This is a genomic window from Anabaena sp. PCC 7938, from assembly GCF_049315035.1.
Classification (GTDB): domain Bacteria; phylum Cyanobacteriota; class Cyanobacteriia; order Cyanobacteriales; family Nostocaceae; genus Anabaena; species Anabaena cylindrica.
Genome location: NZ_CP186034.1, coordinates 2331295 through 2343392 on the forward strand (window position 1 = coordinate 2331295; position 12098 = coordinate 2343392).

Consider the following 12098-nt stretch of genomic DNA (forward strand, 5'->3'; position numbering starts at 1 on the left):
TTGTGCCGACTGTACTTGACTGTAATGTTATGTTAATAATCACAAATACAGTTGTTGATAAATCCAATCTATAAAAGGATAGTGAAGGTGGGAATACGCTACGATTGGCAGCAAGCGGAGATTTTGGCAATATACAATACACCATTTCTAGAGCTTATTTATCAAGCTGCTAGTGTACATCGCCAATTTCATGACCCAAAACAAATACAAGTTTGTAAGCTTATCTCTATTAAAACAGGTGGTTGTCCAGAAGATTGTAGTTACTGCGCCCAATCTTCTCGCTATAAAACCGAGGTTAAGCCAGAAGCATTGTTAGAAAAAGAAACGGTGATTAACATTGCTAAAAAGGCGAAAGAAACAGGTGTGAGTCGCGTCTGTATGGGTGCTGCTTGGCGGGAGGTGCGGGATAATTCCCAATTTGATGAAGTTCTGGAGATGGTGCAGGATGTCACGGCTATGGGTTTAGAGGTATGCTGCACTTTAGGAATGTTGACAGAAAATCAGGCCAGGCGGTTAGAAGATGCGGGATTGTATGCTTATAACCATAATTTGGATACTTCTGAAGAATATTATAGTACGGTGATTACTAGTCGGACTTATAGCGATCGCTTGCATACTATTGAAAATGTCCGCCAAACTAATGTGACTGTCTGTTCTGGTGGCATTCTTGGCTTAGGTGAAAGCGTTGAAGATCGTGTTGGAATGTTGTACACGCTATCCAATTTACAACCACACCCAGAATCCGTACCCATTAATATCCTCTCACAAGTACCGGGTACACCTTTGGCAAATCAACCAGAAGTTCCGATTTGGGAAGTGGTACGGATGATTGCCACCGCTAGAATTGTTATGCCTACTTCGGATGTGCGTTTAAGTGCAGGTAGGGCGAAACTCTCCCAAATTGAACAAGCTTTATGTTTTATGGCTGGGGCTAATTCCATCTTTTCCAGCGATGATAACAAAATGTTAACGGTGACAACTCCCTGTCCTGATTATGATGCAGACCGGGAAATGCTGAATTTGCTGGGTTTAGAGATGCGTCCACCATTCCAAAAACAGGAAAAAACACCTGCTGCTGTGATGATGAAATAAACAGATAGGGGAAACCCCAAAGGGCAGGTAAACCCCGCCCCTACAGGGTTTTTCAGCTTAAATAACTTACAGTTAAATGATCTTGGCAGAACGCAGACCAAACAGTAAACCAACAGCTACACCCATGAACACGCCTAAAAAGACAATATATTCAACTACAGCCATTTGCGTTTCTCCAAATTAGTTACTTATTTATATTGAATCACGGGAACAGGGAACAGGGAACAGGGAACAGGTATCATGAGGTGATTGGGAAGAGGAGGGTATACGGTTTAGGTTTGAGTGAATAGAAAATACTTCTTCATTCTCCTGACTCCTGACTCCTGACTCCTAACTCCTTCTTCTAAATAGGTTTAGAAAATGACTTCCGTAATTAAAGTAGATATACCAGAAAAGTCTTATGAAATAGCTGTTGCACCTGGGAGTATAGATAAACTGGGTGAACAGATGGCGAGTTTGAATCTAGGCAAGAAAGTTTTGCTAGTTTCTAACCCGATGATATTTAAATATTATGGCGAAAGAGCGATCGCATCCTTACAAAATGCCGGCTTTGAAGTCACCAGCTACAACCTCCCACCAGGTGAACGCTACAAAACCCTCAACTCCATCCAAAAAATCTATGATATCGCCCTCGAAAACCGCCTAGAACGCTCCTCCACAATGGTCGCCTTGGGGGGAGGTGTAGTTGGTGATATGACCGGGTTTGCAGCCGCTACATGGTTAAGAGGAATTAACGTCGTCCAAGTACCTACCAGTCTCTTAGCAATGGTAGATTCAGCTATTGGTGGTAAAACCGGAGTAAATCATCCCCACGGCAAAAACTTAATTGGCGCATTCCATCAACCGCGCCTAGTCTTAATTGATCCAGAAGTCTTAAAAACCCTGCCAGCGAGGGAATTTCGAGCGGGAATGGCGGAAGTGATCAAGTATGGCGTAATTTGGGACGCTGAATTGTTTACCCAATTGGAAGCGAGTAAACACCTTGACCAACTCCGCTATGTAAAATCCGACCTGATAAATTACATATTAACCCATTCTTGTCAAGCGAAAGCAGATGTTGTGAGCAAAGATGAAAAAGAATCTGGACTTCGCGCCATTCTTAACTATGGTCACACTATCGGTCATGCAGTAGAAAGCTTGACAGAGTATCGTCTGCTCAAACATGGGGAAGCTGTAGGCATTGGTATGGTAGCAGCAGGAGAAATTGGCGAAAAATTGGGACTGTGGCAAAAAGTAGACACAGAACGTCAAAACGCTTTAATTAAAAAAGCTGGTTTACCGACACAATTACCAGCAGGGTTGGATATTGAAACCATTATTGATGCTTTGCAATTAGATAAAAAAGTCAAATCCGGTAAAGTGCGGTTTGTGTTACCAACCCAAATTGGTGAAGTGAAAGTTACTGACGAAGTACCAGCGGATATTATTAGGCAAGTATTAAAGGAAATGGCAGGTTAGAAGACATAGCAGGAGTCAGGAGTTCGGAGTCAGGAGTTCAGAGTTTTTGATCTCGTTCCCAGTCTCAGACTGGGAATGCTATCACAGAGGCTCTGCCTCCAATATCACATCCGCACAGAGCCTTTTACCGAAAATGGGGGTTTAAAGCCCCGTCCTTGTAAGACGGCTTTCCCAGGTTATTTAGGGACTTCCAGGAAATAAATTATCCTATCTTGTGGGATGGGCTAGAAGCCCATCCGGGTTTAAGGGCAGGCTTTTCGGCCTACCCCACAAGAATTAATTGAATATTTGTTTTATTTGGAATCCCCTTAAGTGAAAAAACAATAGGTAATTCTTCCAAACCCCGCATTGCCAAATTTGGTATCCAAGTCAACTGTTCAGTGTCCAGGCGGATATTTTGCAAGCGTTGGAGAATAGTATTGATAGCAATTTTTGTTTCCAGACGTGTCAAAGCTGCACCTAGACAAACATGAATACCTTGTCCTAAGCCAAGATGACGATTTTCTTTACGAGTTATTTCAAATTTATCTGGGTTAGGGAACTTAGCGGGATCATGATTAGCAGCGTGTAAAACGCAATATATTTTCTGCCCATTAGTAATTAACTGACCATTTATCTCAATATCTGCAATAGCTCGGCGAACTACGCTAAACGCTGGCCCACAATATCGCAAAATTTCTTCCACTGTCGAATCAATCAACAGAGGATTCTCTTGTAACATCTGTAGCTGTTCAGGATTTTGTAGCAACGCCAACAATCCATTGCTAATCAAATAAGTTGTAGTTTCATATGCACCTGCCATAAAAGTAATACAGGTTGCTGTCAGTTCTTCATCACTTAGTACACTACCGTGATCTTCAGCAGCTATTAACTGATTAATTAAATTATCACTAGGAGATTGACGGTACTCTGCAATCAGAGCATCAAAGTATTGAATACTATCCACTAAGCTTTGGTAAGTAGTTTCTACCACTTCTTCACTAGCCCAACCAGCCCCAAATAGCATAAACATATTGCTACTCCAGCGTTTAAGTAGTGGGATATCCTCTTGTGGTACACCCAACAACTTCGCCGTGACAAGGGCTGGTAAAGGAACAGCAAAATCATGAATTACTTCCATTTTGCCACTATCTTGAATAGCATCTATTAATTCATCAGCAAAGTTTTGAATCAAAGGATGTAAGCTTTCTATTAGCTGTGGAGTGAATGCCTTACCCACTAAATTCCGGAGTCGTGTATGTCTAGGAGGATCAGAAAATACCATCCACTGAGTAAAGTATTGATTGCAAAAATCCAGCTTAGTTTTTACTGCTAAAGATTTGCTTTTGCCAATCTTGCCACCTCTGTCTACAGAAAATCTTGGATCACGAATGACATTGTAAATATCAACGTAACGAGTGAGAATCCATGACTCCAATTGAGAATGCCAATAAATCGGATCTTCAGTCCGCATTTGATGCAAAGTGGCATCAGGGTTGGCAAAAAATAAGGGGTTAAGTAAGTCATACTTTTCCCCTTGTTGCAAAATTTCAGTCAGCATTGATTACAAACTACTCCTACAGTGAATCGACTCTATTCCATATCTGCTTCTTTACCCGCAGTACCTCTTTTTTCTCGATAAGCTCTTGTTAGGTCTACCGTTTCAGGAACAATTTCTACTCTCGGAGCAATGACTATATATCTTGAACCTAAAAACTTGGCTTTGAAATTCTTCATCCAACCATGATGATTGAGAACATTTCGGGAATCGAATCCTACAATAGAGATTCCACTCCGGTCATAACTTCCCGACAAGAGAAATGTCCAATATGTTTGGTCTGGGAATACGCCAAACTTATACTTAAAAGTAGCAGCAAAGGCTAGATAACGCCTAAAGTCCATTCCGTGTAGACCTTCATCTTCATACATCCGTTTTGCAGCTACTCCAGTTTTGTACATAAGTTCTGGAGTTTTTGATGCAGATGTAACAAACCACTGATCTTCAGAAACCATTGTATTTTTGATCATGGTTTCATGCTCGAAATCTACATTTGCTTTGATGCCAAATTGTTGGCAAAGTTGCTTCATTGACATCTTGGCAGGCAAGTAGACAAGCAATTCATTGTGACTATCTAGTTCTTCTATTTCTTTCTTTGTAAACGGGCAAGGAGAAATGGGAATTTCACCGTATAAATGTTCTACGTAATCGTTGATTTCTTGAACATAATCACGATTTTGAACTTGATTCGGTTGGATTCTGATGTCTTGCAATAGCATTATAAAGCTCGTTATTACAAAAGAACAATTTTCTTGACATAGCCTACTTCAATCAAACTTTATTTAGAATGAATAATAAACAGTAAAAATACTCGTAAATTTTAAATATCAAGTTATTGACCCTCATTGAGTGAGCCATTAAAAATTAAGTGTTGGTAGTAAATTTAATGATCTTAAAGAGAATTTTTCTCAGTAATAGTTCCTAAATTTAAAAATGAATTAAGTATATTCACATAAAGATTGCTCATTTTCAGGGAAAAGGTAGACAGAATTGCTTAAGTATTATTATGTAATTATCAGTAGATAAACCAAAATATAATTCATCTTTAATTTATGTAAAATTAACCGAATAGATGAGGGAACAGCTTACAGTGGCAATTCCCTCATTCGTCAATATCAGCACTAAGTACCCATAGGTAACTGAATTACAAACTCTGTTCCTTCTCCAGGGGTTGAGTGAAAATAAAATTTGCCGCCGTGTTTTTGGGTAATAATGTGATAGCTAATGGATAAACCTAAGCCAGTTCCCTTACCTACAGGTTTGGTAGTGAAAAATGGATTAAAGACATTGGAACTATCTTCTTCTCTGATACCAAGCCCATTATCTGCGATGTGAATACAAATGCAGCCATCTTGATATGCTGTAGAAATCTTGATTTTGCTAGGTTGAGTATTGATTTCGTCTAGCGATCGCACTTTATCCCTTTCTTCTAGAGCATCAATGGCATTGTTCAGTATATTCATAAACACTTGATTGAGTTGACCTGCGTAGCAATCAATCAAAGGCAACTTTCCGTACTCTTTAATCACCTCAATGCCCATACGATCAGACTTGGCTTTGAGGCGGTTATTTAAAATCACCAACGTACTATCAATCCCTTCATGAATATCAACCTCTTTCACTTCTGCCTCATCTAAACGCGAAAAATTTCGTAATGACAACACAATTTCCTGAATCCGCGTCGTTCCCATTTCCATTGACTTGAGTATTTTGCCTAAGTCCTCTTCCAAAAATCCAAAATCAATTTCATTTAGTTTCTCTGTAATTTCTACAGGTGGTTCAGGTAAGTAATTTTGATACAATTGTGCTAAAGACAACAAATCCTCAGTGTACTGTTCAATATGGCTAAGATTGCCATGAATGAAATTGACAGGATTGTTGATTTCATGAGCTACACCCGCCACCATTTGACCGAGGGCAGACATTTTTTCACTCTGCACCATCTGAGTTTGAGTGTGGTGTAATTCTTGAATTGTTGCTTGCAGTTCAAGTGTTCGTGCTTCTACCCGTTGTTCTAGTTCAGTATTAGACTGTTCTAAGTTTTGGTTAGCAGTTTCTAAAGCGGTAAAAGATTCTTGTAGTTGTCTAGCCATATGGTTAAAAGACTGGCCAAGTATTTCTAATTCATTAATACCTTTTAGCTCTACCGATTTGTTGAAATCGCCATCAGCAATTACTCGACTTGCTTGACTCAAATCTAAAATGGGTTTAGTAATCCAACTAGATGTATAAATACCCATAAGAGATGCCACCACCAAAGTCGCCAGACACAAAAAGATTGTGTTACGTGTGTTGTCTTGAATTTGCCCCATAAAATCCGATTCGGGAACGGCCAAGACAACCAACCAGTCCAAACCCAACTGGTCACGCCAAGGAGTGACTTTGACAAATTGGTTATTACCCTGAAAATTAAATCTCAACTGTTGTGGGTCTTGAATCAGCTGCAAATTACCCGGTTTTTGCTGTAAATACTGGGCAGTTGCTCGAATTAGGGGGCTAGTACTATCAGTTGCAGTGATCCGCTTAGTTTGAGCATTATTGACGATTTTGTAAGGCTTTGTAGAACTAGAATCGGCAATTAATAGACCATTACGCTCAATTATAAAAATAACGCCATTGTTACTAACGTGAATCTTTTCTAGAAAATTACTGATATTAGAAAGCAGTAAATCAACTCCAAAGACAGCAAATAATTTACCACTTTTGTCATAAATAGGATAATTTGCCGATGCTGCAATAGAATCAGAGTTAAAAGCACCAGTCCAAGGATGAACACCGCTCCAAATCGGTTTACCAGCTTTTACGGTCTCTGTATACCAAGGTTGTTCTAAGCCGTTGTAATTATAAGTATTGAGTAGCGTTGTTTTATTACCTTGATTATCCGTAGCATAGGAATAAATTGTTGATACTCCCTTAACCACCTTCGGAAATATTTCTAATGTCTTTAGTTTTTTGTTGGCATAGTTACCAGCGCCAGCCCCTTTACCAGTAGCTAAAATGTAGCCGTTATAGCCTAAATTTTCATGAAGCTGCATCTGTTTCCAGAAATATCGTCCTCCAACTTCCAGGTTTTGTAAATTCAACATTCCTGTTTCAACCGCATCAGCATTCATCTGATTTAGTTGATTTGGAACTGCCAAGTAGTTATTCAAATGTTGATTTACTACGTTACTGGTTTTGTCCATAATTTGAGTTACTAACTCATTGACTGTTTTCTGCCCATTTTGGTAGGAGAGATACCCAACTAAACCCACAGTCACCGAAATTTGAATGAGAAAGGGGACAATTAACAGGAAACGTAATGAAATATTGACATGACTTGTAATTTTGAAAAAATTTCTCATACTACGTTTTTTTATACTTTTATACGGAGTAAAGCAGCCGGCAAGCTTAGTTTTCCCATATTTCTCAACTAGTTTACTAATATAAAGAAAAATAAGCATTTTTACTTATTTAAAGTAACTTGTGTTTTTGGCAGCACTGCCTATGTTAGCTTGCATACCTAATTTTGTATAAAGAATACGATAAGCTAAAAAAAAGCAGTTTTCGTCCTCAAAACAATGACAGCAAATAGTCCTACGATATTAGCCTTAGATTTTGATGGAGTGATTTGCGATGGACTAATTGAATATTTTGAGGTAGCGTGGCGTACCTACTGTCAAATTTGGTCATCTGCTAACGACACACCACCGGATGATTTAGCTTTAAGATTCTATCGCTTGCGTCCTGTAATTGAAACCGGTTGGGAAATGCCTGTTTTAATTAAAGCCTTAATTGAGGGTTTTTCTGATGATAAAATTTTGCAAAAATGGGCAAATATTACTCCTCAGATTTTAGGCGCAGATAACTTAGATGCAAAAGAAGTTGCCAAAAAACTTGACACCTTGCGAGATGAATGGATAGCTACAGATTTAGATGGTTGGTTAAGTTTGCATAAATTCTATCCAGGGGTGATAGAAAGACTAAAAATGACTCTTGTTAGCGGAGTGAATTTATACATTGTCACTACTAAGGAAGGTCGTTTTGTCAAGCAATTATTACAAAGAGAAGGAGTTGATTTACAACCTGCATCCATTTTTGGGAAGGAAGTAAAACGACCAAAATATGAAACTTTACGGGAATTAATTGAGAAAGCAAATACCAAACCAGCGAGTTTGTGGTTTGTTGAAGATAGACTGAAAACATTACAATTAGTCCAAAAACAATCAGACTTAGCCCATGTTCAACTTTTCTTAGCCGATTGGGGTTATAATACTCAACCAGAAAGGGAAGCAGGAGCAGATGATTCACGTATTCAGGTAATATCACTTTCTCAGTTTTCTCAAGATTTCTCTAAGTGGATTTGATAGATTCAATCTGTTGTGAAATATGCCCTCAGACTAAAAGTCTGGGGCTACATAAACCAATCCAGCTTCCACAGAGTGAAAATTAAATAATTAAAATCATCAGTTATTGTTATTGTGTTAATGGTTAGAATCACACATATTTAGTATTTATTTTTATGCTTGATTTAACAAAATTAGCGCGACAAATGCAAGGATTGAGTCAGCATCTTTCCTCAGAAGTTGCTGAAAGCAATCGGCGGTTGGAATTGGCAAAACAAAATTTAAAACAAGCGTTTAAATGTCAACAAGAGTTAATTGAACGTCAAGAAAAATGGCGCGATCGCATTCTCTTTGCCAATGCTACACCAATTGAACCCCTAGAAACCTGTATTGATATCTCTATCCCCCCTAAAGTTCATACCGTCATCGCTACAGATGGTTCGCAAATTGCCCCTAATCATCACGAAATTGCATATTGTTATTTACTAAATATCGGTAGAGTTGTTTTACACTACGGTCAAAATCGTCACCCTTTACTAGATAGTTTACCAGAGGTATTTTATCGCCCAGAAGATCTATATATCGCCCGTCAGTGGGGTTTAAGAACCGAAGAATGGATGAGTCATCGCCGTACTGCTTCAGAAACTACGGTATTAGCAGAACTAGCTTGTAGTGCAAAAACAGAAGCACCAGCCTTAGCAATGGTAGATGGTTCTTTAATTTACTGGTTTTTGGATCAATTACCGATAGATGCCCGCGATCGCATTTTGCCCCCCATCTTAGAAGCCTGGCAACAAATGCGTCAAGCCCAAATTCCCATCATGGGCTATCTTAGCTCCTCTCGCAATATCGACTCCATGAACTTTTTACGGTTATTAGCTTGTCCCCATCCAGTACCCGATTGCATCACTCATTGCCCTAACCAATTAGAATATGTACCCTGTAAAATATTTGACTCCTTACGTGATACATCTCTATGGGCAACCCAACTCCAACCAGGACAACGTGGACCCCTCTGGCGTAGCAATAACCGAATCTTAGAATTATACGCAGACCAAACCATTTATTTTTGTCACGTTAATGTAGGTGCGGAAATTGCTCGGATAGAAGTTCCTATTTGGGTAGCAGAAAACACTGCTATGCTCGACCAAGCACTAGGATTAATGTTGGCACAAGTGCAGAAAGGATACGGTTATCCTGTCGCCATAGCAGAAGCACATAACCAGGCTGTAGTCAGAGGTGGTGATAGAAACCATTTCTTTGCCCTTTTGGAAAGAGAAATGATTAAAGCAGGCATAAAAAACGTTGGTACCTCCTACAAAGAAGCAAGAAAACGAGGAAGTATTGCTTAATAAATGATAAATCTATTTAGATCAATCAATATGCTAAAATTTCTCAGATTAGTGATCACGACAGTAGTTTTGAGTGGATTATTATTAATATCTCAACAGGTTTTTGCACAAACTTGGATACCTGTGCGTGGTGGAATTCCCTTTGGTATTAGCGGCATGGCTTTGATAAATCAGAAAAATGATCAACTAGATTTTTTAATTGTCCATGACAACAAAAAAGCAAACCAAGGACGTTTAGCAATTATTAGTTTTCACGGTAAAAATCAACCGAAATATTTACCCTTAAATTGGCAAAAAAATATTAAACAACCTATAGATTTAGAGGCATTAACATCTATTCCAGATACCACCAACTCTGATTTTATTGCTGTCAATAGTCAAGGTAAAGCTTATCATTTCCGGCTAGATGTTAGCAAAAAAAATATTTATATTTTCAAAGAATTTGATTTACCAGAAATTACCAAAGATAGTAATTTTGAATCCTTTTGTTTACAAAAAATTGATAATCAATTAATTGCAGTTTGGGGACATCGTGGAGAAGGTGAACAACCAGCCAAAATTTATTGGGGAAAGCTAAATTTAACTGAATATCAAATTACTAATATAGGTGCAGCTAATTTTAAAGTACCTTTCCCCAGTGGTAACGTTCGCCATATTTCCGATCTTAAAATAGACTCAGCCGGCATTGTTTACATCACCTCAGCTAACGATTCTGGAGATGATGGGCCTTTTCAATCTGCTGTTTACATTGCCGGTTATTTAGCATTACGTGGTGATCAAATAGAATGGCGACAAAATCAGCAACTTTTCTCTATCTACCGCAATCATCACCACAAAATCGAAGGACTGGAACTTCTCCCAGGTGCAATCGGTGGACTAATTGTAGGAACAGATGATGAAAATATGGGTTCCTCAGCCTATATTGTAGGTGAACTTTGAAGGCGGCAGGAGGCAGAAGGAGCAAATCATGCATGGGATTCAACCCCTTTTGATTTGAAGCCACTGAAACTTGCCGATCAAGCATCCTACAAATAAGATATTTAAAAAATTAACATTCCCAAAATTGTGAAAATTCTTTTTTCAACCACAGAGACACAGAGAAGCCAGTGCGTTGGGCGGGTTTTCCGACTTGTAGCAACTGGCGCAACGCAGAGAAAAAATTAAACTTACTAGCGTTAACTATGAATTTTACCTTTGCGTCTTTGAGTCTTTGAGTGAAATTTTTAGCTACACATTAAACCGGAATAATAACACATCTCCTTCTTGCACAATATACTCCTTACCTTCACTTCTCACTAAACCTTTTTCTTTCGCAGCATTCATAGAACCATGTGTTACTAAATCATTATAAGCAACAGTCTCAGCGCGAATAAATCCCCTCTCAAAATCAGAGTGAATAACACCTGCTGCTTGGGGTGCAGACATTCCGGCATTAATTGTCCAAGCACGGGTTTCTTTGGGACCACAGGTAAAATAAGTCCGCAAACCTAACAGGGTGTAAGTTGCACGAATTAAAGATTTTAAACCGCCTTCTTTCACACCCAAGGATTCCAAAAAATCAGCTTTATCTGCTTCTGGTAATTCCACAAGTTCTGCTTCCACTTGAGCAGAAACAATTACAACTTGGGCATTTTCTTGAGCCGCAACTTCTTGTACTCTTTCCACAAAATCATTACCTGTTGCTAAATCATCTTCAGACACATTAGCAGCATAGATAATTGGTTTATTGGTCAGAAGTCCTAAGCCTTTAATAATTTCAGCTTCTTCTTCATTCAAACTTACTTGACGAACAGATTTACCTTCATTTAAAGCCGCAGCTAATTTTTCCAAGACAGCAATTTCAAATTGTGCATCTTTACTAGTGCGTGCTAGTTTGCGAGTTCTGTCAATACGGCGTTCAATTTGGAATAAATCAGATAAACCTAATTCTAAATTAATGATTTCAATATCTCTCGCTGGGTCAACAGAACCAGCAACGTGAATGATATCATCATTTTCAAAACAACGCACAACATGAACGATCGCATCAACTTCTCGAATATGCGATAAAAATTGATTACCCAGCCCTTCACCCTGACTTGCACCTTTCACCAAACCGGCAATATCTACAAACTCCACCCGCGCCGGGACAGTTTGTACTGACGTGGCAATTTTGGCGAGAACGTTTAACCGGTCATCTGGTACTGAGACAATGCCAACATTCGGTTCAATAGTGCAGAATGGGAAATTAGCTGCTTCGGCTTTAGCATTAGCCACTACAGCGTTAAATAAGGTTGATTTTCCGACGTTGGGAAGTCCGACAATTCCGGCTCTTAGCATTTTAGATTTTGGATG

At 38.9% G+C, this 12098-nt stretch carries 10 protein-coding genes; 5 read left to right on the forward strand and 5 right to left on the reverse strand.

Going from position 1 to position 12098, the window contains the following annotated elements:
- The first annotated feature begins 87 nt into the window (after positions 1 to 87).
- The gene (bioB, locus tag ACOWPH_RS10760; protein WP_015215382.1) at positions 88 to 1092 is read left to right on the forward strand and encodes a biotin synthase BioB; all 1005 of its coding nucleotides are present in this window, start codon (positions 88 to 90) and stop codon (positions 1090 to 1092) included.
- 72 nt (positions 1093 to 1164) lie between these two features.
- Here the strand turns inward: bioB and petL are convergent, their stop codons facing one another.
- Positions 1165 to 1257, reverse strand: coding sequence for a cytochrome b6-f complex subunit PetL (gene petL / locus ACOWPH_RS10765; RefSeq protein WP_015215383.1), 93 nt, complete (start codon positions 1255 to 1257; stop codon positions 1165 to 1167).
- 195 nt (positions 1258 to 1452) lie between these two features.
- On the opposite strand from petL, the gene aroB reads away from it, so the two are divergent.
- Positions 1453 to 2550, forward strand: coding sequence for a 3-dehydroquinate synthase (aroB, locus tag ACOWPH_RS10770; RefSeq protein ID WP_015215384.1), 1098 nt, complete (start codon positions 1453 to 1455; stop codon positions 2548 to 2550).
- 262 nt (positions 2551 to 2812) lie between these two features.
- Here the strand turns inward: aroB and ACOWPH_RS10775 are convergent, their stop codons facing one another.
- From ACOWPH_RS10775 to ACOWPH_RS10785, 3 genes are all read right to left on the reverse strand, one after another.
- Entirely contained in the window at positions 2813 to 4090 is a 1278-nt protein-coding gene (locus ACOWPH_RS10775) for a cytochrome P450 (RefSeq protein ID WP_422665721.1), read from the reverse strand.
- 32 nt (positions 4091 to 4122) lie between these two features.
- Positions 4123 to 4806 carry a hypothetical protein gene (locus ACOWPH_RS10780; RefSeq protein WP_015215386.1) on the reverse strand — a complete coding sequence of 228 codons (684 nt, stop codon included), beginning with the start codon at positions 4804 to 4806 and terminating at the stop codon, positions 4123 to 4125.
- Positions 4807 to 5208: 402 nt separating this feature from the next.
- The gene (locus ACOWPH_RS10785; RefSeq protein WP_042465114.1) at positions 5209 to 7431 is read right to left on the reverse strand and encodes an ATP-binding protein; all 2223 of its coding nucleotides are present in this window, start codon (positions 7429 to 7431) and stop codon (positions 5209 to 5211) included.
- A gap of 216 nt (positions 7432 to 7647) precedes the next feature.
- Between ACOWPH_RS10785 and ACOWPH_RS10790 the strand changes: the two genes are divergently transcribed.
- From ACOWPH_RS10790 to ACOWPH_RS10800, 3 genes are all read left to right on the forward strand, one after another.
- Positions 7648 to 8433, forward strand: coding sequence for an HAD family hydrolase (locus ACOWPH_RS10790; protein ID WP_015215388.1), 786 nt, complete (start codon positions 7648 to 7650; stop codon positions 8431 to 8433).
- A gap of 155 nt (positions 8434 to 8588) precedes the next feature.
- Positions 8589 to 9764 carry a DNA double-strand break repair nuclease NurA gene (locus tag ACOWPH_RS10795; RefSeq protein WP_015215389.1) on the forward strand — a complete coding sequence of 392 codons (1176 nt, stop codon included), beginning with the start codon at positions 8589 to 8591 and terminating at the stop codon, positions 9762 to 9764.
- A 30-nt stretch (positions 9765 to 9794) separates the two neighbouring features.
- The gene (locus tag ACOWPH_RS10800) at positions 9795 to 10703 is read left to right on the forward strand and encodes a hypothetical protein (RefSeq protein WP_015215390.1); all 909 of its coding nucleotides are present in this window, start codon (positions 9795 to 9797) and stop codon (positions 10701 to 10703) included.
- A 288-nt stretch (positions 10704 to 10991) separates the two neighbouring features.
- Here ACOWPH_RS10800 and ychF read toward each other — a convergent pair whose 3' ends face one another.
- Positions 10992 to 12083, reverse strand: a complete 1092-nt coding sequence (ychF, locus tag ACOWPH_RS10805; protein WP_015215391.1) for a redox-regulated ATPase YchF — start codon at positions 12081 to 12083, stop codon at positions 10992 to 10994.
- Positions 12084 to 12098: the final 15 nt, after the last annotated feature.

Excerpts from the sequence above, each read along its gene's own strand:
- ACOWPH_RS10795 (WP_015215389.1), top strand. The coding sequence starts at position 8,589 with ATGCTTGATTTAACAAAATTAGCGCGACAAATGCAAGGATTGAGTCAG.
- ACOWPH_RS10785 (WP_042465114.1), bottom strand. The coding sequence starts at position 7,431 with ATGAGAAATTTTTTCAAAATTACAAGTCATGTCAATATTTCATTACGT.
- ychF (WP_015215391.1), bottom strand. The coding sequence starts at position 12,083 with ATGCTAAGAGCCGGAATTGTCGGACTTCCCAACGTCGGAAAATCAACC.
- ACOWPH_RS10800 (WP_015215390.1), top strand. The coding sequence starts at position 9,795 with ATGCTAAAATTTCTCAGATTAGTGATCACGACAGTAGTTTTGAGTGGA.
- petL (WP_015215383.1), bottom strand. The coding sequence starts at position 1,257 with ATGGCTGTAGTTGAATATATTGTCTTTTTAGGCGTGTTCATGGGTGTA.
- ACOWPH_RS10790 (WP_015215388.1), top strand. The coding sequence starts at position 7,648 with ATGACAGCAAATAGTCCTACGATATTAGCCTTAGATTTTGATGGAGTG.
- ACOWPH_RS10775 (WP_422665721.1), bottom strand. The coding sequence starts at position 4,090 with ATGCTGACTGAAATTTTGCAACAAGGGGAAAAGTATGACTTACTTAAC.
- ACOWPH_RS10780 (WP_015215386.1), bottom strand. The coding sequence starts at position 4,806 with ATGCTATTGCAAGACATCAGAATCCAACCGAATCAAGTTCAAAATCGT.
- aroB (WP_015215384.1), top strand. The coding sequence starts at position 1,453 with ATGACTTCCGTAATTAAAGTAGATATACCAGAAAAGTCTTATGAAATA.